We start from the raw sequence: 24781 nt of genomic DNA on the forward strand, positions 1-24781 counted from the left end.
ATTATTATTTTAAAGAGGGTGTAATTTTAAATTGGTATTGATAATTTTTGTCTTTCAAGAGATATTTTTCCATTGGCCATGCCTGCCAGCTGTCTATTCCTCCTACTCCCATTTGTTTATAGTCGATTTTTAAACTGGTTAAATCTCTTTCTTTCAATTCGGCAGCATGTCTTTGATCTTTTTCTAAACCGTCATCTAAATCTTCGTTTAAATAATGTAAAGCGGTTATTGCAATTAAAGTATCTGAGGTTACTGTTAATTTCAGTTTGTCGCCTGATACTTCTAAAAATCTGATGTCTGTTTTATTTCCGGTTTCCTGCGGACGAATGTAGGGATAATATTGTTCTGAAACGGTTTGATTGTAAAGTCCAACTTCTGAACTGTAATTCCTGTCGATGTAATTTTCGTGTGGTCCTCTTCCGTAATACGTCAGATTGCTGAAATCTTTCGGAACAATTATTTCCATACCAAATCTTGGCAACATTGGTTGTTCTTTTGTTTTATCAATATTTAAAACTTCTTTTACAGCCAGTTCTCCATTACTGTTGATTTCATAATTCAGTTCTACCGTAGCTGAAACCTGAGGCAAACTATACGTCGCTTTTACTATAATTTTATTGTCTTTTGTTGCAGAAAATGTCCAGTTTACCAATGTCGGATTTTCTGTTGCTTGTTTCCATGCCACTAAAGTTTTCTGGAAATTCGCTCCAAAATCATTATCGTTTGGTGCTCTCCAGAAATTAGGACGCAATTGATAACCGTCTTTTATAATTTGTAAATTATTAAAAGAATATCCGCTGATAAATCCAGTCTTTTTATCAAACGTGATTTCGGCTTTTTCACTTTTAAAAACAGTCGCATTGGCTTTTTTCTCCACTGTGATTTTTAAAGCTCCGTCTACTTTTATGTCATTTTTCCATTCGCCTTTATACGCCAGTTGTTCTTTAGCAATTTCAAAACCTTTTGGCAGAAATGGTTCTTCTTCTTTTGAAGTATAAGAGATATTTATAAAGGCCTCTTTAAACTTTTTATCTTCTAATTTTACTGGTAAAGTATAGTTTTTGGACTGATTTGGATCTATCGCCAAATAATCAATAACTCCGGTTTCGGCTTTTTTTCCGTCTAAAATTAATTCCCAATGCAAAGTGACATTGCTTAAATCTTTAAACGAAAATTCATTGTATACTTTGATTGTTGCGGTTTCTTTATTTTCCCATGAAGTCAGGATGTTTTGCAGCACTTTTCGCATTTCAAGCGCATGCGGATTTGGTTTTCTGTCTACCGTAAAAACGCCATTGTTGACAAAGTTGTTATCGCTTTTTACATCTTTTGGACCAAAATCTCCACCGTATGCCAGAATTGTAGTTCCGTCTCCGAGTTTTTTATAAACCGATTGATCAATCATATCCCAGATAAAGCCGCCCTGAAAGTTGGGATATTTACGAATAACATCCCAATAATCTTTAAAATTTCCCATCGAATTTCCCATCGCATGCGCATATTCGCACTGAATGTAAGGTCTTGACGGATTTGGATTTGCCAGAATGTATTCTTCCATTTTATCGGGAGAACTGTACATTGGATCTATAATATCAGAATCCCATTCAAATTTTAAACCTTTTCCGTCCCAGGCGCCGGCTGTGGCACGTTCGTACTGAATTGGTCTTGATTTATCTCGGTTTTTAATCCATAGATATCCTCTGTAGAAATTATAGCCATTTCCGGCTTCATTCCCCATACTCCAGATAATAACCGAGGTATGGTTTTTATCCCGTTCGATCATGCGTTGCATACGCTGAATGTGCGCCAGTTCCCAATCGGGTTTATTACCTAAAGTTTTGGTAATATCGTAGCCCATTCCGTGCGATTCGATGTTTGCTTCATCGACTACATAAATTCCGTATTTATCACATAATTCATAGAAATATTCGTCGTTTGGATAATGCGACATTCTTACCGCATTAAGATTAAACTGTTTCATTAGTTTAATATCCTCCTCCATGCGTTCTCTTGAAATGGTTTGTCCGGTAACCGGATCTACTTCGTGACGGTTTACTCCTTTAATATAAATTGCTTTTCCGTTTACCAAAAGCTGTCCGCCTTTAATCTCAACTTTTCGAAATCCTATATTCTGATTGATTACCTCAACAATGCTTCCTTTTTTATCTTTTAAAAGAAAAGAAACCTGATATAGATTCGGAATTTCTGCACTCCATTTTTTTGGATTATTTACTGCAAAATCGAAAGTTTGTTTTTCGCTTAAAGCGGAAATAACTTTTGAAGCTACAATCTTGTCACCGTCTTTCAATTGGGTTTCTAAAGTATAATTATCTTTTGCATTGACATTTGAAAATTGTGTTGCAATTTTCAAACTTCCGTTTACGTAATTCGCGTCTAAATCCGGAATGATTTCAAAGTCATTTAAGTGTGCTTTATTTCTCGCAACTAAATACGAATCTCTGGTAATACCGCTCATTCGCCACATATCCTGACATTCTAAATACGAACCGTCATTCCATTTCATTACTTGTAAAACGATGAGATTTTTACCGGTTTTAACGTATTTGTTCAGATTGAATTCTGATGGTAATTTTCCGTCTTCGCCATATCCAACATAAACGCCGTTTACCCAAACGGTCAGATTTGATTTTGCTGTACCAATGTGAAGAAAAATATCTTTTCCTTCCCACGATTTATCAATTGTAATTTCTTTTCTGTAAACGCCTGTTGGGTTGTAATTTGCGGGAACAAATGGCGGATTTGGTGCCATTAAATAATCAAAATCGTAAGTTGTATTTACGTAAACCGGATATCCGTAACCGTTGACATCCCAGCTTGCGGGAATTTTGAAATTATCCCAGGCTGCATCGTTAAAATTGGTTTTTTCAAATGCTGCCGGAAGGTCGGTTGGCTTGTCAACGTATTTAAATTTCCATGCTCCGTTGATATCTAAATAATTCTTAGATGCTCTCCAGTTGTTTTTGGCGGCTGATGTTTCATTTTCAAAAACATAATAGGCGGCGTGCATTGGCTCTCTATTATCTTCATTGATTTTTTCATTTTGCCAAAACGGAACTTTTTCCTGTGCGGTAACAGATAATATCGAGGTAATTAATAAGGATAGTATTGAGATTGTTTTTTTCATTCTTTGTCTTTTATTCGCTCTGAATGCTATTTCGAGACAGTGCGAAACCTAATTTTAAAGTTAAAACAAAAGTAGTTAACTCTGTTTTTTCATGTCAAAACAGAGATTAACTACATAGTTATAATTAAAGAAAAACCGCAACAAAAACCCATAACTAACCAATATTATTAATTTTCTTATATGCGGTTTATTCTTTAATAAAGCGGGAATAACTTACTCTAAACCTGCTTTTGTTTCTTTGATCGTTTTAAAATTACTGGCAGACAAAGCGTTTCCATCGAAAAAAGAAACTCCGATTGCGCCGTTTTCTTTGGCTAATAAAATCGCTTCTTTTAGTTCTGCATCATTCTTTAATCCAGGAACATAAATTCCTGTATTGATTTTTGTTTGTTTGTCTTTTAAATCGGCAACTCCTTGTTTGGTAGCGTAACCAACCCAGTCAATTTCTTCATCATAAAAACTATGATAAATCATTGGATACACCTGATCGATATTCCATTTGTCCCAACGCTGGCGTACCATGTGGTCTGCCATTTCAGGATAAGGAAATACTGCTGCTGTTAATTGTTTGTTGTGTTTGTGCGCAATTTCATAAGCATCGTTAACGACTGCCTGAACAGCGTTTAATCTAAAGTTTTTCCACTCCATATCGATAGAAGTGTTATGGCTTTCTTTTGGATTTTTGTGGTGTATTTTTTCAAATGCTTTTACGCATTCGTCACAATAACAGAAATCGAATTGTGGCAATTCTACGTCCTGAACCAGATTGTATTTTGGCAATAAACTAATTGGCAGGAAAATATCCGGGAAACGAATATAATCTAAGTGTACACTTTCGATGCCTTTTATTTTTGCCAATCCTTCAACCAAAGCCAAAACGTGTTCTCTGGATTCTTTTCTGGTTGGGCATAACCATTGGTAATAATCTACATAAGGACGGTTGTCAAAACAGGATTTTCCTTCTTTACTTACCTGATACCATTCGGGGTGTTTTAATGCAATAGAATCTCCCGGTCTGTTCATTGCCATAATCCAGGCGTGCACTTTTAAACCTTCTTTTGTAGCCAAAGGCACTAATCTTGCCAAAAGTTTTGGATCTGCAGAAGTATTAATTAAAACCTCATCGATTCCTCCGTCTTTGTATTTTTTGAATTCTTTTGTATAATCTTCATCTGATTTTTTAGCATCTGCGGTTGTCCAGACACCAAATTTAAAAGTGGTTTTTTCTTCTTTTTTGGCACATGAAAAGATACTGAATGCTAATAAAAGAAGTAATAGTTTTGGTAGTTTCATAGTTGGTTTATTTTGAGATTATTTTGCCGTCCTCCCTTATAATAAAGGTTTGGTTTGAAAAAGGACTTTTTACTGCTATGTTATATCCGGAAGCATGGTTTTCTACAACTGGTTTCAAAATTTTGCTGTCGACCACGATTGGTTCTTTCGTAAGATCTGCAATTGATTTTGCCCAGATTTTATGCTTTTGGTTGTATTCTTTTTGGGCTCTGTATAATGTATAAAGTTCCCATTTTACTTTTTCGTCCTGCGGAATTGTAAAGCTTTCTTTTCCTTCTTTTGAAGAGAAATAAACATAACCCCATTTTTCGGGTTCATGCATGTTGATCACGCCCATTGGCGACCAAACCCAGTTGTACTCGGGCAGGAATTTGCCTTCGGCGTCTTTTTTACGTTCGTATTTGCCATCAACAATTGCATGTTGCCAGTTTACTCTTGAAAAATTGACTCTCCAAAATTTATCTGCAGGAACATTTTTATCGAAAAAAGATGTTTTGTAAGTAGCCCACGGAATCGCCATTTCCAACACCCAACCCTGATCGGTATCGTTAGGATTGTTTAAGGTTCCGTTTACTTTTACTGCCGATTTTAACCCCGGAATATTCCAGTCGTTTACAACAACTTTATCCTCTTCGCGATAAGGTTTGGTTAAAAATAGATCCCAAGCTGTGTTTAAGGCGTTTATTTCCAGTTCGTAATAATTAAAAGTGTCACTGTCAGGATCTATAAAAACCTCAAAATCATTATTATAAAAAATGATTGTATCGCGTTGTTTCAAATTGGCCCAAACATGCGGTTCTTCCATTTTTGCCAAAATGTAAAAATTGGTTTCATCCCAAAGCATTTTAACTTTGGTTGCATATTTTGGTTTTATGCCATTTTCGATATCTTCAAAAAGGTCTGTCCACTCGGTTTTACTCCAGGAAACATCGGTTTCGTCTCCGTCAATTGTAATTGGAGTGGTCGTTTTGGCCGCTACATAGGTTTTGGGTACAATCGTTTTTTTGGATTGTGCATATCCCGTTATTGAAAAGAATCCCAGAGCAACTGCTAAACATTTAAATTTCAGACTCATCTTTTTGTTATAAACTGTTATCTTTTGTAAACTGAACTACTTCGCTTAATTTACCAAAAGCTATTGCAACAACAGTATCGGCTGCACCGTAATAAACGGCTAGTTTATCTTCTTCTGTATCGTGTAAAGCGGCACACGGAAATACTACATTTGGTACATCGCCAACCTGCTCATAAAGTTCTGCTGGCCCAAGTAAATAAGGTTGTGTTCTGTATTTTACCTTGTCCGGTGAATCAACATCTAAAAGTGCTGCTCCCATTGCATATCTAAAACCGTTGCAGGTATTGATAACACCATGATAAATCATCAGCCAGCCATCGTTGGTAAGAATAGGAATTGGCCCTGCTCCAATTTTGGTACATTGCCATGCACTGTCTTCAAAAGGTGTTGGTTTCATGACCAAACGGTGTTCTCCCCAATATTTCATATCAGGACTATAACTAATCCAGATGTCTCCAAAAGGAGTATGACCGTTATCACTTGGGCGGCTTAACATGGCATATTTTCCGTTTATTTTCTGTGGGAATAAAACGCCGTTTCTGTTGAATGGTAAATAGGCATTTTCACATTGAAAAAACTCTTTAAAATCAAAAGTATATCCAATACCAATTGTTGGTCCGTTGTAACCGTTACACCAGGTAATCCAGTAACGATCTTCGATAAAAACAACACGCGGATCGTATTTGTAAGCAGACTCGATCATATCGGTATTACCGGCTTTCATTTCGATCGGCTCATGATTGATATCCCAATCGATTCCGTTTTTACTAAAACCGACAAAAATATTCATTTGAACGGCTTTGTTATCACATCTGAAAACTCCCGCAAATCCATCTCCAAAAGGAACCACAGCACTATTAAAAACACTGTTTGATGATGGAATGGCATATCTTTCTATAATGGGATTTTCAGTATATCTCCACATTACATCATTACTGTTTTCGGGTCTGTCTTGCCAAGGAATACTGCTCATTTTGTTTATTTTTTAATTTATTGTTTTTATGATTTAAACACATAGGGACATAGTTTTTAAAAAAGCATAAAAGGCGTTTCACTTATTTAAACAAACATAGCTTTGTGCAGAAACCTGTTTCTTCTTTATACTTTTTACACATAAAAATCTATGATTCTATATTGTAAAATTTTATTTTTCTGTTTTTCATCTTTTAAAACACATAGAAAACATAGTTTTTATAATTTTAAAAAAGGGGCATTAGCTTCTACAAAATACTTCGTTATGTGTGGAGGACTTTTCTTTTGTATCACTACTTCTTTAAACATAAAAACGTATGTTTCTAAGTGTTTAATTATTTGATCCGCTATGTTGCGAACTTTAGAACTTAAAGCTTTGTCAAAGTTTAAAACTTTGACAAAGCTGCTGTATTTAAATTAATCTTCTATTTGTCTCACTTTATCCAGCCAAGTAAATTTCAGGATTGTGGTGGTTGCCAAAAAGACAATTAAGGCTATTATTGCTTTTGGATAATCTTTGATGACGAAGAATATCGGAAGCAAAATCATACTTGATTGCCATATAATACCGATAAAACAATTCAGCATATCTTTTCCAAAATCTTTGTTTTTTTCGAAAGTATGATCTTCTGCTTTTAATACTTTATAAACCGGATTCCAGAATCCCCAAGGTCTAACATTAGAATAAAAAGATTTTAAAACTTCCATGTCTGTTGGCTTGCTCAGAAAAGTTCCCAAAACGCATCCTAAAATTGAAAATCCAAAGATTAACGGAAATAAATAGATCGCCTGAACATGTGACAGGTTGTATAAAAATGAACCTTCGGTTAAATTACCCTGATTCTGGCCTAAAATAAATTGCAACGAAGCAATTATTAATCCGGCGAACATTCCCCAGAAATATCCCCAGCCGTTAAAACGCCACCAAATCCATTTCAGGAAATTTGCTGCCACGTAACCTCCGTATAGGGCGCTGGTAATCCAAAGCGTTAATGAATTGATTGAATCTGCAAAGAAGCCCATGAAAACTCCAAGACCAACTACTAAGAAAGATGAAATCTGACTTACTTTGATATAATGAGCATTGGTTGCTACTGGTTTGAAATACTTTTTATAAATATCATTTACGATATAAGCGGGTCCTGCATTTACAAAAGCAGAGAATCCGGACATAAAAGCAGCTAGTAAACCAGCCAGTAAAAGTCCTTTTATTCCAACAGGAATATATAAATTAACCACTTTTGGCATTAGTAATTCTAAATCGGCTCCGGTCAAACCAGTATTTGCGTTTAGTTCCGGTGCAAGATTTACAAGGGCAATTACCACAATTCCGGTAATTAATAAATATCTTGGAATGAACAAAATCAAGTTGGTAAAACCACTCATGTAGGCGGCTTCTTTTACCGATTTTGTAGAAAGAATTCTTTGTAAATCGTAACTTGGCGTTGGTCCGGCAACACTTGCAAAAAATCCTTTAAACAAGGTCATTCCGATAAATGCACCAAACATTTTATATCCTTCAGAATCAATTAAATTATTGAAGGTTTGAAATTTATCACTCCATTGTGTTTCAAATTGCCAGCCAAAGAAGACATTTTTCCATTCTTCTGTAATTACCGAATTGATCTGAATATCAGAATAATTTACAAAAGCATATCCTGCGATTAATGTTCCTGCTGTAATCATGATTAAATACTGCACTACTTCTGTAGCTACTACAGAAAACATTCCGCCTTTTACGGTATAAATTGTCGTTAAAAATATAATAAGTAATGCATAAGAACGCTCTGAGGTCAATACAACCAAGTCTCCGTAATGAAGCGTTAAATCCCACGGAAGAATAATGGTTACAAATTTCCCTATACCTTCAAAAAAGTAGGCAATGAATCCAATGGTAGAAATAATGGCAAAAATAGCTACAATAATATGCGATGCTTTTCCGGCTCTGTCGCTTCCAAAACGGGTTAAAATCCATTCGGAACCTGTCATTACTTTTGATTTTCTAATCCAGACGGCGAGAAACATCATCACAAAAATCTGATTCCATATTGGCCATAGCCACATAAACATGAAACTTTTTACTCCGTATAAAAAGAGTACTCCAATCATCCAGGAAGTCCCGGAAACATCAAACATTCCAGAGCCGTTACTTAATCCTAAAAAATACCATTTGATTGTTTTTCCTCCCAGAAAATAATCATCTAAGCCTTTTGATGCTTTTCTTGAAATCCAGATTCCTATTCCTACTGATAGCACAATGTAGGCTATGATGATTGCTATGTCAATGATATTCATTAATCTTTATTATTTTTTATTGGTTGGGGTTAATTATATTCGTGCTGGTATTATAAGAACCGATGGTTAATCGTTCTTAATTTAGGCTTTGATGTTGTCTGGAAACTGATCTTAGATTGATCTTAAGATTCTCATGAAAAATCTATTGATAACGCGATATTGATTTTTAGTAAGCATAATATTTTATATTTTAAAAAAGTACATTTACTACTGTTTTGCAATAAATGTGTAGTTTGACAAAAAAATCTTGTTCACTATTATTTTTGTCTATCTTTATTTCACATCTTGCAGTCATAATTGCAATTATCCGGGTAAAACGTTGTATAAAACAATAATAATTTAACTTTAAATTTATATAAAATTGATTTTTACCTAAAGTAATTTAGACAAACGACATCTAAACTAAGACCAACATCAAAAAAAGCTTCAAAACGTACTATTATTATGCATTTCAACTCGAGTAGATTATATTCAATCCCCTTGCGTTACCATATTTTTTTCTGGCTTACGTACTTTTTATTCAACACTTTCCGCTGGGGAATTTATTTTAATGATTACGGATATTCATTCAAAACTAATTTGTTGGGTTTTCCTATTCACATGACGCTTTGTTATCTGAATATTTTGCTGTTTATGCCTTATTTGGTTTATCGAAAAAAATATCTTTTGTATGTAATCGCTGTTTTGGTTTCGATTTTTATTATGGTGATGGTAAAATTTAATCTGACCTATTTACTGATCAATCATAATGTCTGGCCTGAAGGTCCGCAGACTATTAATGAACTGACGCTTAATTACACAATCGACATGATGATTGGTGAACTTTATGTGATCACTTTTGTGACTGCAATTAAGCTTACACTGGATTTCATGAAAGAGCAAAGAAGGGTAACTGATCTGGAAAAATCGCAACTGGAAACGGAATTATTGTTTCTGAAATCGCAAATTTCGCCTCATTTTCTGTTTAATACGCTTAACAATATTTATTCTTTATCGGTAGAAAAATCAAACAAAACGCCTAAGATTGTTCTGAAGCTTTCGGAATTAATGCGCTATATGTTGTACGACACTAAAAACAAGCGACAAAGTCTGGAGAGTGAAATACTTTGTATTCAAAATTATCTGGATTTGGAGCGCATTAGAAATGATGAGCGACTGGAAATAAACATGTCTATTTCGGGAGATATTCATGATAAAGAAATAGCGCCTATAATTTTATTGACTTTTATTGAAAATGCCTTTAAACATGGTGTAAATAAAAACACCGGAAAAGTGGTTATTAATATAGGCTTTACTGTAAAGGGTGATTTTTTGCATTTTACGATTTCAAATCCGCAACCTGAATTTACTACTCTGGAGGATAATTTTAATGTTTCCAGCGGAATAGGTATCGAGAATGTTAAGAAAAGATTGGAATTAGGTTATAATAAAAATGACTATACTCTTTCTTTTAAAAAGAAAAAGAATATTTTTGCTGTGAAGCTTGTAATCAAGGTCGCCTAAGGAGATTCTTTATTGATTAAAACTTTGCAAACCAGATTATTTTGCCCAAAAAATAATAAAAACAAATGAAGATAAATTGTTTAATAATAGATGATGAGCCATTAGCAATTAATGTTATCAAAAATTATTTGGAACCTATTGAAGATTTTGAGGTTTTAAATACTTTTAGTAACCCGATTGAGGGCTTGAATTTTTTAAAAAACAATAAAGTCGATGTCATTTTTTTAGACATTAATATGCCTGTTCTTGATGGTATAAATTTTATAAAAAGTCTCGAAAATCCGCCATTAGTTATTATCACAAGTGCGTATAGTCAGTTTGCGATTGAAACTTACGAATTGGATGTTTTAGATTTTTTGGTAAAACCTATCGAATTTCCGAGGTTAATGAAAGCGCTCAATAAAGTGAGCAAAAGGCTTGAAACAACAAACAGCAGCACACCTGAAAATACGGGAGAAAATCCTTTTATTTTTATCAAAATCGATAAAAAAAGGATGAAGAAAATTTTTCTAAATGAAATTCTGGTAGTTGAAAGTTTGAAGGATTATTTGAAAATAAGCACTTTAACAAACAAATATATTATCTACGGTACTTTATCTGACTTTACAGATCAATTGCCGGAAAGGAATTTTTTAAGAATTCACCGCTCTTATACTATTGCAATTGACAAGATTGATGCTGTAGAAGGTAATACAATTGAGATTGAAGGCTTGAGATATGTAATAGGTAGATCGTATATGGACCATGTTAAACAAAGAATTTTAAATTCTTCGCCGTAATTGAATTTGTAATTACAATTCCAAAATTTCGATTTGGCACCCCTCTAAATCTGGTGTGATATACAATTGACAGGATAGACGAATATTTTCCTGCTCAAATCCCATTTTAGATAAAGTTGCTGGTTCATTTCTGTCCTTTTTAAGCGAATTCCCTTTTATTCCGTCTGCCTTAATTACACAAGTTGCACATCTGCCCACTCCTCCGCATTCTCCAAAATCATCTAAACCGAGTTTGTCTTTCAGTAAAAACATCAAATTAGGATATTGACCTGTATAGGTTTCGATGGTGTAAACTGTATTGTTTTCGCTAATACTAAAACTTATTTTCTTTTTGTCTGTGATCAAAATTCCTGTTAGTTTTCTTTTAGTAAAAATTCCTGCAAAATTACAGCGTGATTGATTTTCGGATTTTTTGCTGCGTATAACAAAGTTAAGGGTTTCTCTTTTGCAATACTTCGCAAACGTTCGACTTCTTCCGGTTTTGCTTTTAATTCGGCGAGATACAATTTTTTAAATTCTGTGAATCGTTCTTCTTTATGATCAAACCATTTACGCAATTCTGGAGAAGGCGTTATTTCCTTATCCCATTCATCAAATTGTAAATCTTCTTTTTTGATTCCGCGAGGCCATAAACGGTCGATCAATATGCGATAGGTTTCGTCATTTGTTTTACTGTCGTAAACTCTTTTAAGAATTATATCTTTCATTTTAGATTCATTTGCAAACTGAACTTTAAAATCCAGTCCCGATTCATAAAGATACAAATAGATTTTTTTAACCAGTTGAGTGAAATTATAATGTTTTTCGTCAACAATTACTTCTATCTTTTAATGGAGGTACCTAAAAATTAACGCAGAGTTCGCTAAGGTATTTTTATTCTAAAACTAATCAGAACCTATATAGTAAGTTCGCAAAGCTAAGTCTACACAAAGCTTTGCGAACTTTTCATTTTAATGATTCTTAAAAAACTTCGCGCACTTTGCGTACCCCGATCCCGAAACTTCGGAACAAGACGGGACTATGTTTTTATTTTAAAAATTAGGCAGTTCGTTTTTAATTCGTTCCCAAAAAACATCGTTGTACAAATAACTAGATCCTAAAATACTGGTTTGCTCTGTTTCATCAACAATTGAAATCGTTAAATCGATATCTCTGCTTTTAAAGTTTTCTTCTAATTTGGTGAGAAACAGTTTGTATGATTTTGCAATATTTCCGCCAATAACGAGTAAATCGGCATCAAAGCTTATGATATATGGCGATAAAAAAGAGGTTAAATTGTCTGCAAAACTATCAAATATTTTTGCTGTAGAAGGATTTTCTAAACCTGCAATTTCTTTAACGCCATTGGTTGCGATTTCACCGGAAGCACTTTCATATTCTTTTAAAAACCATCTGGTCGAAAAATAATTATCAGCAATATCGTCTTCAAAGGGTTTATCCCACAAACAGCCATTATTGGGTACATTCAAACCTTGCGTTATTGGCAGTTTATCATCTAAAAAAGTAGCTCCAAAACCGGTTCCTAATGTTATTGCGATTACTTTTTCATGCTCTAAATTAGGTACTTGCTGAATTGTACTGCCAACTCCAAAGCAACTTGCATCGTTCAGGAATCTGCAAATTACATTCTTATTGCTTAAGTATTTCAAAAGTTCTTCGGAAATGGAAACATTAAATAATGCTTCGTATTTGTTATTCCCTTTAAACATCGCAATTCCTGATTCATATTGAAAAGGGCCGGGCATAGAAAATGCAATTCCAATAGTTTCGTTTTCCGCAATTAGTTTCTTTTCTTCAATTACTGCAATGGTCTGGTTAATTATTTCTGCCCATTTCTGAATAATTATTTCTTTGGATGCCATACAATCTACAGCTCCTCCAAAATAGGTTTCAGGAAGTATTCTGAAACTTTCACCGTTTACCGCTGCACTACTTATATGACTTCCACCAACATCTACTCCTATAATTATTGACATCTTTTTATTTATTTACCTAATAATAACCATCTTTTTTATACAAAAACGCAGCATCATCAACAACATTAAACCTCTTTTATTACTGAATTCAAAATACAGTTCAAACTTAAACAGAAAAAAACTTAACTGACGGTATTATATTGTCAAATTACTGTACTAAATAACGATTTTCAAAGAAAAAGAAACAATCAATATTTAATTAAAAATCAAACACTTAAAGCTAAATTCATTACTATTTAAAACAAAAAAAACAGCGATTAAAAAATCGCTGTTTTTGTAAAGTTTATTTATAAGATTGATATCAATCTTGCAAAACTATAAAGTATAAAGCATACTTGCCGCGCCCAATAACGCTGCAACTTCATTATCTGTTGAAATAGAAACACTAATTTCAACATTTGCTTCTTTCATTTTTTTATTGAAACCAGGAAGAATAAACGCACTGGCATTGGCAATTTTTCCTCCAATTACAAAGCTGTCTGCTTCAAATTTTTCTAACCACGGTGTTACAACTGATGCCAAATCTTCTCCCAATTGTTCAAATGCTTTAATCGCAATTGCATCTCCGTCTAGTGCAAGATTATAAACTTCTAGTCCGTTAGGAAGGCTTTTTCCGCTTAACGTTTTATAGCTACCCAAAAGCCCGCGAGCCGAAACATAATCTTCTGCCATGCCTTCTTTATATGGCAAATTATAAATTTCTCCATCTGCTGGTACACATTCTCCAACAGCAATTGAAACTCCTTTATCTATAAAACAAGCTCCAAGTCCGGTACCAAGTGTTACGGCCATTACTTTTTTAGAAAGGTTTTCGGCATCTTTGAATACCTCTCCTTTTCCGAAACAAACGGCGTCGTTTTCAAAAAGAATCGGAAAATTACCTGAGAGATCAAGTGTTCCCTGAAATAAATGACGCACATTCAATCCATAAAAATGTTCGTATTTTGACTGGTCTTTTATCCAGCAAAGTCCGTTGGTATAATCAAACGGTCCAGGCATACATACCGCAAGTCCTTTTACTGCTTCAACTTTTGAATTTTCAATCGAAGTTCGGATCACTTTTCCCCAGATGTGCATGACTTCATCTACAGGCAAATTAGAATCAAAAGATTCTTTTTGCAAGGACTGGTCTATTACTTTCATGTTTGCAATATCTATAATTGCAGCGGTAATATGTGTTCCTCCGATATCAATTCCAACGGCATATTCTTTGTTCATCTCTTCTAGTTTATCTATTTTTTAAAATCGTATTGTAGTCTTTCAATTTTCATTACCAACATTAAAATTTCTTCATTTAATTTTGAAACTATAACTACAACCGATCGGTTAACTCATTCTATTTCTAACTGCGGTAAAATTTTAAAGATTCTTATCTTTTAAAATCTGTGGATATTTTATGCTGGTGTGCACAATCATTTCTCCAAAAAGTGTATTGGCCCACGCAAACCATTTTCGGGTAAATTTTGTCACGTCGTCTTTATGAAACGATTCATGCATAAAACCGGTATCTGCATTTGTTTTAATCAAATTACTAATGCAATGTCTGATTTCTTCTTCGTCTACACTGGTTATGGCTCTTAAAACAATACTCATTGGCCAGATGGTATCTGTTCCTGTATGTGGTCCTCCAACTCCTTCTCCTGCTTTTCCTTTGTAGAAAAACGGGTTGTTTTCTGAAAGGACTACTTTTCTTGTATTTAAATAAAGTGGACTATCCGGCTCAATAGCTCCTAAATAAGGCAATGACAATAAAGAGGGTACATTGGCGTCATCCATCATATGAAAACTTCCGTATCCGTTTACTTCAAAAGCAATGATTTTTCCGAATTTCGGGTGCTCGATAATGGCATTTTCTTCTAATCCTTTCTGAACCTGATCTCTTAATTCTTTAGCTTTAGCAACCAAATCATTGTCTTTTAATGCAGGCAAAGAGAAAATTTCCATTAAATATCCAAGCACTTCGATGGCAAACATATTACTCGGAATTAAATATCCGAACAAGGTACTGTCGTCACTGGGTCTGAAAGTAGAAACGATTAATCCACATGGTTTTACAGGATATCCGTAACCTCCTAATGGTACACCATCTGTAGCCCAAGCCGTTACTCTTTGAAAATTATAAGGGCCTTTGTCATGCATTCTTTGTTGTTCCTTGAAAGTCTGGATAACCAAAAGCATTGCTTCTTTCCATTTACTGTCGAACAAACTGATATCTCCGGTTTCTTTCCAGTATCCGTGTGCTAAACGTATTGGGTAACACAAACTGTCAATTTCCCATTTGCGCTCATGAATCCCCGGCTGCATTTTGGTCATATCGTTTTTCCATTCGCTCACTTGTGCAAAATCTTTATAAAAAGCATTTGCATAAGGATCTAACAAAATACATTTTGTCTGACGATTGATTACTCCTTTTACCAATTCAGCCAGTTTTTTGTCTTCTTTTACAAACGGAATATAGGGCCAGATTTGAGCTGTACTATCACGAAGCCACATTGCATCGATATCTCCTGTAATTACGTACGTATCTGGTTTTCCGTCGATAATTTCAAAATCGACTGTGGTGTCTAAAGTGTTTGGAAAACAGTTTTCAAACAACCATGCCAACTCCGGATTTGCAATTTGTTTTTTGATTCTGACAATTGCTGCTTCAATAGCTTTACTTGTAAATTTTCTTTCTGCTAATGGTGGTCTTTTGCTGATAAAATCTTTAAGAGCAAAATTAAAAGTATCTGATTGCGATGCAAAAACATCCGTTTGAATCGCCAATAATCCTGCGGAAAAAATTCCGGCATTTTTAATAAATTTTCTACGTGATTGCATAGTATTATTTTGAAGTTGAATAAGAATATGGAAAAGAAGCTGCTGTAGTTCCTCTTTGTAAATTAGGCTCGGCTGTCATATCAAAATTTAATTCACCGCCTTTTAAAACATCCGAATGATTGATATAATTTTTGGTATAACCTGCATTGTCCCATTTTAAATCCTGAACATATTTGTTTGTTTCTGAATTTTTAGGTGCATTTATAATCAGGTTTTTACCGTTCTCTAACTGCAAAGTCACTTTTTTAAATAATGGCGCGCCCAGAACATATTCGTCTGTTGCCGGACAAACCGGATAGAATCCCATTGCCGAGAAAATATACCAGGCAGAAGTCTGACCGTTATCTTCGTCTCCGCAATATCCGTCGGCAGTTGGTTTGTACAAACGATTCATAACTTCTCTTGACCAATATTGTGTTTTCCAAGGTTCGCCTGCATAATTGTACAGATAAATCATGTGTTGAATTGGCTGATTTCCATGCGCATATTGTCCCATATTCATAATCTGCATTTCGCGAATTTCATGAATTACAGATCCGTAATAACTGTCATCAAAAACTGGTGGCGTTGTAAAAACACCATCTAATTTAGCCGTGAATTTCTTTTGTCCGCCCATTAAATCAATAAGCCCCTGAACATCATGAAAAACACTCCAGCTGTAGTGCATACTATTTCCTTCTGTAAAGGCATCTCCCCATTTAAGCGGATTAAAGTTTGCCGGGAAACTTCCGTCTTTGTTTCTGCCACTCATCCATCCTACTGCAGGATTGTATAAGTTTTTATAATTCATCATTCGTTTTTCAAAAAGACTGATTTCTTTTTTAGGACGATTTAAAGCTTTTGCCAATTTCCAGATCGCAAAATCATCATAGGCATATTCTAAAGTTCTGGCAGCGTTTTCATTAATTTTCACATCATAAGGAACGTATCCTAAAGTATTGTAATACGAAACTCCTTTACGTCCAACCGCATCCATTGGGCCTTCATTATTTGCTCCGTGAACTAATGCTTCGTACAAAGTATTAATATCGTATCCGCGAAGTCCTTTCATATAAGCATCCGAAACTACCGAAGCAGAATTATTACCAACCATTACATTTCTAAAGCCGGGGCTTGACCATTCCGGTAAAAATCCGCCTTCTTTATAATCGTTGATTAAACCTTCCTGCATTTCTTTATTTATTGAAGGATAAACTAAATTCAATAATGGATATAAGGCACGGAAAGTATCCCAAAAACCTGTTCCTGCATACATATAACCCGGTAAAACATTTCCGTTGTATGGGCTGTAATGCACGGTTTCGCCTTTGGCATTTATTTCATATTGTTTTTGCGGAAAACAGGTTGCGCGGTATAAACACGAATAGAATGTTTTTAACTGATCTGCATCATTACTTTCGGCAGTTATTTTTCCTAAAACTTTGTTCCATTCTTTTTTAGATATAGCAACAGTTTCATTAAAAGATGCTGTTCCTAATTCAGATTTCAAATTTAACTCCGCTTGTTCCGGACTTATGAATGAAGAAGCTGTTTTTACATTTACAATTTCTCCTTTTTTAGTTTTAAAACTAACTACTGCACCGGCATGATCGTCCTGTAATTCTAATTTGTTTTTTTCTAAACCTTTGTCATTCCATGTACTGCTAGTTGTAAATGGTTTATCGAAAATCAGTACAAAATAGTTTTTGAAATTACTTGGAACTCCCCCACTATTGCGGGTTGTATATCCTATGATTTTATTTTCTGAAGGAATAATTTTGATATAAGAACCTTTATCAAATGCATCAACTACTATTGAAGATTGCTCGTTTTCGGGAAAGGTGATCTGAAAATGTGCAGCTCTTTCTGTTGCTGTAATTTCTGTTGTAACATCATAATCAGCCAGATAAACGCTGTAATAATATGGTTTTGAAACTTCGGCTTTATGACTGAACCAGCTTCCTCTTTCTCCTTCGGCAACTACTATTTTACCTGTTACTGGCATGATAGAAAACTGTCCGTAATCGTTCATCCAAGGCGATGGCTGATGGGTTTGCTTGAATCCTCTGATCTTGTCGGCTGTATAAGTATACGCCCATCCGTCACCCATTTTACCGGTTTGCGGTGTCCAGAAATTCATTCCCCAAGGTCTGCAGATTGCCGGATACGTATTTCCGTTTGAAAGACTATGAGACGATTGTGTTCCCATTAACGGATTCACATATTCTACCGGATCTAAAGTTTTAACTTGTGCTGTGGCAACACAACACTGTATTAATCCTAAAAAAAGTAAGCTTTTTAATTTCATGTTTTTTGCTTTAGGCTTTAAGCTGTAGGCTATAGGCTTTCAACTTTTGACGTTTCACATTTCACTTTCGACTTTCGACTTTCGACTTTCGACTTTCGACTTTCGACTTTCGACTTTCGACTTTCGACTTTCGACTTTCGACTTTCGACTTTCGACTTTCGACTTTCGACTTTCGACTTTCGACTTTAATAATACCTACAAGGTTTTTAAAACCTTGCAGGAAATCTAAAATCTTAACTCTAAAATTAATTAGGTCTGTCTTCTTTTTTCACTCCAAAAGTTGCAGATGGTTTGCTTCCCATATATAATTTCAACTCTCCGCCTTTTACAATCATATCGTGTGTGATATACGATTTTGTATAAGGTTTTCCGTTGTATTCTGCTTTTTGAATGTACATATTTACGGCGCTGTTATTAATAGCATTCACTGTAAATGAAATTCCTTTTTTGTGGTGAATTGTTGCTGTATTTACCAACGGGCTTCCTAAAACGTAAACTCCGTTTGCGGGATTAACTGAATAGAATCCCATTGAAGATAAAATGTACCAAGCCGACATTTGTCCTAAGTCTTCATTACCACATAATCCGTCTGGTTTCGTGGAGTAAAATTTATCGTCGATTTCTCTGATTAGTTTCGCTGTTTTCCAAGGTTCTCCTGCAAATGCGTATAAATACGGAATGTGGTGATTTGGTTCGTTTCCTTGTGCATATTGCCCGATTAATCCACTGATATCCGGTGAAATTTCTTCTCCTTCTACTTTATCTGTGATTAGAAAAAGTGAATCTAATTTAGCCAAAAATTTACTTTCGCTTCCAAATAATTCAATTAGTCCATTAGGATCCTGAGGAACTAACCAGGTGTATTGCCAAGCATTTCCTTCTACATAATCGTCTTTACGGTGCGCTGATGAAAGCGGATTGAATGGTGTTCTCCAGTTTCCATCTGTTAATTTTCCGCGCATGAATGTAGTTTCTTTATCGAAATAAAGTTTGTATAAATTGGCTCTTTTTGAGAAATAATCGTAATCTTCTGTTTTGTTTAATGCTTTTGCCACCTGAGCGATTGCATAATCATCAATAGCATATTCTAATGCATTACCAACAGATTCCAACATTTTATCAGCAGGAATATATTGCAGTTTTTGCACATAATCCATTCCGTCACGCGTTTGCATGGCTGTTTTTTTCATTGCTTCATAAGCTAAAGCAACATCGTAATCGCGATATCCTTTTAAATAGGCATCTGCAATTACTGCAATGGAATGATTTCCGTTCATTGTATTGGTTTCATTCCCCATTAAATGCCAAACCGGTAATCTGCCTTGTTGCTCGTAAATTGCCAAAAATGATTTTACAATGTCATTAATTTTATCCGACTGTGTAATCGTGTATAAAGGATGAAGTCCGCGGTACGTATCCCAAAGTGAAAAAGTAGTGTAGTTGGTAAAATTTGCTTTCTCGTATACTTTTTTATCTGTTCCTCTGTAATCGCCATTTACATCATTAAATATTGATGGCGCAAACATAGTATGATACAATGCAGTATAGAAAACTTTCATTGTTTTATCGTTTCCTGTAATCTGAATTTTGTTTAATTCGGCATTCCATTTTGAAGTAGCCGTTTTAACTGTCTGATCAAAATCCCAATTCGGAATTTCAGCTTTAATATTTGCAGCAGCATTTTCAGCACTTACAGGAGAAATTCCAACTTTTACTAAAACTTGTTTGTTTTTTAATGTAGCAAAATCTAGAACTGCTTTCATTTTTAAACCTTCGCCTTCGTTTCCTGAAACTGCTTTTTGATCATCATACAAAGCTAGTTTTGAAATAGGCTCAGAGAATTCCATCGTAAAATAAATGCGCTGATCTGTCGCCCAACCTGCAGAGAAACGATATCCTGCCAGTGTAGTTTCATTTATTTTTTTGATATATGTTTTTACCGGTTTATCCCATCCAATTCCGTCTGCAAGGTCTAATAAAACGTGTGCATCATTGGCTGAATTAAAAGTATATTTATGAAAACCAACTCTTTCGCTGGCTGTTAATTCGGCTTTGATTTTATATTTATCAAGTAAAACACTGTAGTAACCTGGTTTACTTACTTCATTTTCATGAGAGAAATAAGAACCGTAACCGTTTACCATGTCTTCTTTTGTTCCTTTAAAAAGAGGTACTTTTCCTGAAACCGGAAGCAATAAAATATCATTTAAATCTCCAATTCCGGTACCGCTTAAATGTGTGTGTGTAAAACCTAAAATGGTATTACTCGCATAATTGTATCCGCTGCACCAATCCCAGCCTTCAAAAATATTTACAGGTCCTAACTGAACGCCTCCGAAAGGAACATTTGCACCCACAAATACATGACCATGACCCGCTGAGCCAATAAACGGATTTACATATTTTGTGTAATCTAAATCATTTTGTTTCGCTTTCTTAGCCTGTGAAAAGGTAGGTAAATTAATTAGCGTAATTAATAAAAAAACAACGTATTTGTATTTTGTAAACATATATTATGAGTTTTATAATTGTATAATTGGCCACGGATTAAACGGGTTAGACCGATTTATGCGGATTTTTTTTTATTTCAGAATCTTTATTTCTTTGCGAAAGATGCACTGCAGTGCATCTCTACAGTAAACCTTTGTAACTTTGTCCCTTAGAACCTTAGCACCTCAGTACCTTTATTTGTACCTTCCTAAAACCTCATATAAAGAAAAAACCTTTAATTCCGGTTTTACCACTTTCCCTTCAAACGTAATCGTTTTTTCTTCTCCTGCATTTAGATCAATATAATTATCGCTCCATTTCCCTGTGTATCCTTTTATTGATACATAAACATATTTGGCAGCTTCTGAAGCTTTCAAGGTCACTTTATTTCCAGTTACTTTCCATGTTATTTTTGGGTCTTCTAAGTTTAAATTAATCGGACGTGTCAAATCAATTTCCGGGGTTTTATCGTCTCTGTACGCTTCTTTCATGGCATACCAAGCGGCTTTTGGCTGACGATCGTAATAATCGGTAACGCTCCAGCTTGCTACAGGCCAGCAATCATTAAGCTGCCAGACTAAAGTTCCCATATTATAAGGTGCTTTTGAACGATGAATTCCGATAATGTTTTTTAATGAATAATATTGTAGACATTGCGTTAGATACGTGTAATCTTCAACACTCATTTTCTTTATTTTAGATTCCTCGATGAAATAACGACTCAGATAAGAATCTAATTTCATGAAACCTTTTCCGGCTTTTTGATGCGCTTCTAAAATATCAGAATATAAATAGCGGTCCTCCGGTTTTGTAAAGGCTTCTATTGACGAGTAATTTGGCATTGCCTGCATTCCGTACTCGCTTACAAAACGTCCTGTTTTTTTCTGTACTGCTTCGACATCTTCCAGTCCCCACCAGGTTCCCCAGTAATGGCTATCGCCTTCGGTGATACTTGATTTTTTAGACCAGTGAAATAATGGTGACGAACTAATATAAGGGCGTTTCGTATCAACTTCTTTTACCCACTTTGGAATACTGTCCTGAAATAAACGAACATAGTCTTTCCATAAACGAGTGGAATCCTGCTTTGACATTTTCATGCTTTTTTGCCATCCCCAATCTTTAAAAGCTTCGTCTATTTCATTATTTCCGCACCATAAAACAATACTTTTATGATGACGAAGACGTTTTACCTGATATTGAACTTCTGCTTTTACATTGTCAAAAAAGGCTTTGTCGCCAGGAATCATTGTTCCGGCAAACATAAAATCCTGCCAAACGTAGATTCCGTTTTTATCACATAAGTCATAAAAATAATCATCTTCATAAATTCCGCCTCCCCAAACACGAAGCATATTCATATTGGCATCTTTTGCCATAGAAATCACTTTTTCGTATTCTTTTTTGGTCACTCTTGAAAGAAAAGCATCTGATGGAATATAATTGGCGCCTTTCATATAAACAGGCTTTCCATCAATCTTGAAATAAAATGATTTACCAAGACTGTCCGGTTCTTGCACCAATTCTATTTTGCGATTCATTACGTATGGTTTCTCCATGCTTTTCTCGTCATAAGCTTCCAGACGTGGTGTTTTCCAAATACCGCAGGTTGTAAATTTTGGTCCCCAATCCCATCCAAAATGGTATTGTGCTTTTCGGGCATAGGCGCGTGGATTATCCGGAATAACAAATGGCAAATCTTTTTTGGCAAGTGAATCGACAACGTTTTGTGCCGATTTAAAAACAATAACCAAATCATTGTTTCCTGGTTTCAGTAGCTTTTTTACTTCTACTTTCCATTGACGAAACATATTATCTGCTTTTAAAACCTGTTTATTATTCAAATAAACGGTAGCATAAGTATCTAATCCATCGAAAACTAATTCGGCATTCTTTCTTTTTAAAATTGCAGATGAAACCTGAAAAGTGGTTTTATATTCCCAGTCTTTCTTTTCGATCCATTGCAGTTTTTTTTCATTATCTCTATAAAATGGATCTTCAATTGTTTTATTGTTAAGCAGGTCTGTATGGATTTCGCCGGGAACTGTTGCCGGAAACCAATTTTCTGTTTGTGTTTCACGGTATTGCCAGCCTGTTTTTATATCAATATTTTGAGCTTTGGCCACAAATGAAAAGCTTGCGAGACAAATACCTACGCACCAATAAAAGCTTTTTGTATGTTTCATTTTACCGAGTAATATAATTTAATTTTCAATTTAATTGTTGGCAGTTGGAGAAGGTCATAATTGATTTTCGCAATTATTTCCTTCTCTTTTAGGTTTTATATCAGAATAAGAGCAACTAACAAAATATCCAGAAATCATTTCCTTTTTTATGACTGCCAAGTTTTAGTTTATTTTTTGATATTTTAATTGAAAAACTTCTGTTTCTCTTTATTAAAAATCAACAACTACTTTTTATTTTTTGAATCCATTTTTAAATGTAATCCCATCTTTTTCAGCATAAGCAAATTTTCTTTTGCGAAAAAAAAGGTACTAAAAATCAATGAAATACTAATTAAAGCAGCGTATCATTTTTTATTAAAATAGAAAAGAAATTAAAAATTAGCCGGGAGGTACAGGTATTCCTACCCGGCTTAATTCAAACTAACTAACCAAACTTTTTAAACTATTTGTCCCACCAGATTCTGGTTGTCATTAAATCCAACCCTTGGCGTGATATTGCTTCTTTATAATTAGCCCCATTGGTTATCAATTCTGACTGATCATAAATTAATCTTCTAGGAATTGTTCCTTTTGTTTCTCCCGTAGGATCATTAACAGGAACTAAAACCGGATATCCTGTTCTTCTGTATTCTGAAAAAGCTTCAAAACCGTTGAACAATAATACAATCCATTTTTGAGTAATAATCTGCTCAATTTTTTCTGCTTCTGTTCCGGCAGATTTAAATGGGTGAGCTAACATATACGCATCATATTCTGCTGTTGTAACTGCTGGTACTTTATCTCCAAAAATGGTTAAAACATCCATAGCTGCTTTTACACCATCTTCATAATGTTTTTGAGCTGTTCCACCAACATTCCATCCTTTTACTGCTGCTTCTGCCAGAATAAATTTTACTTCGGCATAAGACATAATTAAAGTTGGTGCATCTAAACGCAATACCGTTGATGTGTTAGGATCTGAAAACAGTTTTTTGTCTCCACCCGGAAATTCTTTTGCATCATTAGCAAGACCTTGCTGGCTAGCAGGAGTATTGTTTCCTGAAGCTTCTAATTTTGCATAAATTCTTAAACGTGGATCGTTACTGTTTTTCAATTGATCAATATACGTTTTACTGAATTTGATGTTTGAGTCACCACCATTCAAATCATTACGTACCCAAGATGAAGTTATTGGGTTTGTTTTAACTCCTGCTGGTCCTGAATCATGTTTTAAAATTAAACAATCACTGTTTGAAGTGAAAACACCTTTTGCAACCGCTTTTTCAACATATTCTTTTGCTTTTGCAGGGTTTACTTTAGACAAACGCATTGCAACTCTTAACATTAAAGAGTTAGACAATTTTTTCCATTTTGCAACATCACTTTGATAGTACAAATCTGCATTACCAACAAATGCTTTACTTGCATCTAAAGCATTACCAGCTTCGTCTAATTCTTTTAGTAAATCATTGTAGATTGCTTCTTGTGTATCATATTTCGGAGCATAAACATTTCCGTTATATCCTTTTCCGGCATCGAAATAAGGAACTTCACCGTAAGTATCTGTCAATTTCTGGAACAAGAAAACTTTCATGATTCTTAAAGCCTGAATCGCATTAGAATTTTCCGGAGCGTCTTTTATTACAGATAGTAATTGAAAAATCTGATTCAATCCTTTTCCGTAAGTTTCTCCAAAAAGTGCTGCTGAATATTCAGAAGAATACGTGTATTTTGAACCTGGTCCTCCTAATGAAGAAAACTGTTGTACGATTTGTGCTGCGTATAAGTTATTTCCTCTTGTGTTAGAAAAATCCTGACCGTCAACATAAATTTCAGCAAGAGTAAACATTGATTTTACTGCCGGATCTGTCAGAGCATTAGGATTTGTATTCATTTCTTCAAATCCTTTATCACATCCTGTTAGTGTCATTGCACTAACAATTGCGATACAAAATATTTTTATATATCTATTTTTCATCTT

The 24781-nt window shown here is 34.7% G+C and carries 16 protein-coding genes; 2 read left to right on the plus strand and 14 right to left on the minus strand.

Features of this window, described 5'->3' with window-relative positions; all coding sequences use genetic code 11:
• Positions 1 to 4 precede the first annotated feature (4 nt).
• The 5 genes from KHA98_RS21830 to KHA98_RS21850 all read right to left on the minus strand — a co-directional run bounded on the left by KHA98_RS21830 (position 5) and on the right by KHA98_RS21850 (position 8780).
• On the minus strand, positions 5 to 3145 hold the full coding sequence (locus KHA98_RS21830; RefSeq protein WP_213260113.1) for a glycoside hydrolase family 2 TIM barrel-domain containing protein: 3141 nt from the start codon (positions 3143 to 3145) through the stop codon (positions 5 to 7).
• A gap of 213 nt (positions 3146 to 3358) precedes the next feature.
• Positions 3359 to 4438: a putative glycoside hydrolase gene (locus KHA98_RS21835; protein ID WP_213260114.1), complete on the minus strand. Its 1080-nt coding sequence runs from the start codon at positions 4436 to 4438 to the stop codon at positions 3359 to 3361.
• Between the two features lie 7 nt (positions 4439 to 4445).
• Positions 4446 to 5513: a carbohydrate-binding family 9-like protein gene (locus KHA98_RS21840; protein WP_213260115.1), complete on the minus strand. Its 1068-nt coding sequence runs from the start codon at positions 5511 to 5513 to the stop codon at positions 4446 to 4448.
• A gap of 7 nt (positions 5514 to 5520) precedes the next feature.
• A complete protein-coding gene (locus KHA98_RS21845) occupies positions 5521 to 6486 on the minus strand; it encodes a glycoside hydrolase family 130 protein (protein WP_246522483.1) in 966 nt (321 codons plus the stop codon).
• 416 nt (positions 6487 to 6902) lie between these two features.
• Positions 6903 to 8780, minus strand: a complete 1878-nt coding sequence (locus KHA98_RS21850) for a sodium:solute symporter family protein (protein WP_213260116.1) — start codon at positions 8778 to 8780, stop codon at positions 6903 to 6905.
• 444 nt (positions 8781 to 9224) lie between these two features.
• On the opposite strand from KHA98_RS21850, the gene KHA98_RS21855 reads away from it, so the two are divergent.
• Both KHA98_RS21855 and KHA98_RS21860 read left to right on the plus strand, forming a co-directional pair.
• Positions 9225 to 10283 carry a sensor histidine kinase gene (locus tag KHA98_RS21855; protein WP_213260117.1) on the plus strand — a complete coding sequence of 353 codons (1059 nt, stop codon included), beginning with the start codon at positions 9225 to 9227 and terminating at the stop codon, positions 10281 to 10283.
• A gap of 65 nt (positions 10284 to 10348) precedes the next feature.
• Entirely contained in the window at positions 10349 to 11062 is a 714-nt protein-coding gene (locus KHA98_RS21860; protein WP_213260118.1) for a LytR/AlgR family response regulator transcription factor, read from the plus strand.
• A gap of 12 nt (positions 11063 to 11074) precedes the next feature.
• On the opposite strand, the gene KHA98_RS21865 is transcribed toward KHA98_RS21860, so the two are convergent.
• The 9 genes from KHA98_RS21865 to KHA98_RS21905 all read right to left on the minus strand — a co-directional run bounded on the left by KHA98_RS21865 (position 11075) and on the right by KHA98_RS21905 (position 24778).
• Positions 11075 to 11407, minus strand: a complete 333-nt coding sequence (locus KHA98_RS21865) for a 2Fe-2S iron-sulfur cluster-binding family protein (protein WP_213260119.1) — start codon at positions 11405 to 11407, stop codon at positions 11075 to 11077.
• An 8-nt stretch (positions 11408 to 11415) separates the two neighbouring features.
• Positions 11416 to 11769 (minus strand): DUF488 domain-containing protein, encoded by a 354-nt coding sequence (locus KHA98_RS21870; RefSeq protein WP_213260120.1) that lies wholly within the window; start codon positions 11767 to 11769, stop codon positions 11416 to 11418.
• Between the two features lie 324 nt (positions 11770 to 12093).
• Positions 12094 to 13038: an ROK family protein gene (locus KHA98_RS21875; RefSeq protein ID WP_213260121.1), complete on the minus strand. Its 945-nt coding sequence runs from the start codon at positions 13036 to 13038 to the stop codon at positions 12094 to 12096.
• A gap of 315 nt (positions 13039 to 13353) precedes the next feature.
• Positions 13354 to 14256 (minus strand): ROK family protein, encoded by a 903-nt coding sequence (locus tag KHA98_RS21880; RefSeq protein WP_213260122.1) that lies wholly within the window; start codon positions 14254 to 14256, stop codon positions 13354 to 13356.
• A gap of 141 nt (positions 14257 to 14397) precedes the next feature.
• Positions 14398 to 15858 carry a glycoside hydrolase family 125 protein gene (locus KHA98_RS21885; protein ID WP_213260123.1) on the minus strand — a complete coding sequence of 487 codons (1461 nt, stop codon included), beginning with the start codon at positions 15856 to 15858 and terminating at the stop codon, positions 14398 to 14400.
• Between the two features lie 4 nt (positions 15859 to 15862).
• The gene (locus KHA98_RS21890) at positions 15863 to 18145 is read right to left on the minus strand and encodes a GH92 family glycosyl hydrolase (RefSeq protein ID WP_213260124.1); all 2283 of its coding nucleotides are present in this window, start codon (positions 18143 to 18145) and stop codon (positions 15863 to 15865) included.
• Between the two features lie 245 nt (positions 18146 to 18390).
• Positions 18391 to 20655: a GH92 family glycosyl hydrolase gene (locus KHA98_RS21895; RefSeq protein WP_213260125.1), complete on the minus strand. Its 2265-nt coding sequence runs from the start codon at positions 20653 to 20655 to the stop codon at positions 18391 to 18393.
• A gap of 174 nt (positions 20656 to 20829) precedes the next feature.
• Positions 20830 to 22821 (minus strand): beta-mannosidase, encoded by a 1992-nt coding sequence (locus KHA98_RS21900; RefSeq protein WP_213260126.1) that lies wholly within the window; start codon positions 22819 to 22821, stop codon positions 20830 to 20832.
• 442 nt (positions 22822 to 23263) lie between these two features.
• On the minus strand, positions 23264 to 24778 hold the full coding sequence (locus KHA98_RS21905; protein ID WP_213260127.1) for a SusD/RagB family nutrient-binding outer membrane lipoprotein: 1515 nt from the start codon (positions 24776 to 24778) through the stop codon (positions 23264 to 23266).
• Between the last annotated feature and the right edge of the window lie 3 nt (positions 24779 to 24781).

Source organism: Flavobacterium branchiicola, from assembly GCF_018383905.1.
GTDB classification, from domain to species: Bacteria; Bacteroidota; Bacteroidia; order Flavobacteriales; family Flavobacteriaceae; genus Flavobacterium; species Flavobacterium branchiicola.

Coding starts and splice junctions, on each gene's coding strand:
- KHA98_RS21830 (WP_213260113.1), bottom strand. CDS start 3,145: ATGAAAAAAACAATCTCAATACTATCCTTATTAATTACCTCGATATTA.
- KHA98_RS21835 (WP_213260114.1), bottom strand. CDS start 4,438: ATGAAACTACCAAAACTATTACTTCTTTTATTAGCATTCAGTATCTTT.
- KHA98_RS21840 (WP_213260115.1), bottom strand. CDS start 5,513: ATGAGTCTGAAATTTAAATGTTTAGCAGTTGCTCTGGGATTCTTTTCA.
- KHA98_RS21845 (WP_246522483.1), bottom strand. CDS start 6,486: ATGAGCAGTATTCCTTGGCAAGACAGACCCGAAAACAGTAATGATGTA.
- KHA98_RS21850 (WP_213260116.1), bottom strand. CDS start 8,780: ATGAATATCATTGACATAGCAATCATCATAGCCTACATTGTGCTATCA.
- KHA98_RS21855 (WP_213260117.1), top strand. CDS start 9,225: ATGCATTTCAACTCGAGTAGATTATATTCAATCCCCTTGCGTTACCAT.
- KHA98_RS21860 (WP_213260118.1), top strand. CDS start 10,349: ATGAAGATAAATTGTTTAATAATAGATGATGAGCCATTAGCAATTAAT.
- KHA98_RS21870 (WP_213260120.1), bottom strand. CDS start 11,769: ATGAAAGATATAATTCTTAAAAGAGTTTACGACAGTAAAACAAATGAC.
- KHA98_RS21875 (WP_213260121.1), bottom strand. CDS start 13,038: ATGTCAATAATTATAGGAGTAGATGTTGGTGGAAGTCATATAAGTAGT.
- KHA98_RS21880 (WP_213260122.1), bottom strand. CDS start 14,256: ATGAACAAAGAATATGCCGTTGGAATTGATATCGGAGGAACACATATT.
- KHA98_RS21885 (WP_213260123.1), bottom strand. CDS start 15,858: ATGCAATCACGTAGAAAATTTATTAAAAATGCCGGAATTTTTTCCGCA.
- KHA98_RS21890 (WP_213260124.1), bottom strand. CDS start 18,145: ATGAAATTAAAAAGCTTACTTTTTTTAGGATTAATACAGTGTTGTGTT.
- KHA98_RS21895 (WP_213260125.1), bottom strand. CDS start 20,655: ATGTTTACAAAATACAAATACGTTGTTTTTTTATTAATTACGCTAATT.
- KHA98_RS21900 (WP_213260126.1), bottom strand. CDS start 22,821: ATGAAACATACAAAAAGCTTTTATTGGTGCGTAGGTATTTGTCTCGCA.
- KHA98_RS21905 (WP_213260127.1), bottom strand. CDS start 24,778: ATGAAAAATAGATATATAAAAATATTTTGTATCGCAATTGTTAGTGCA.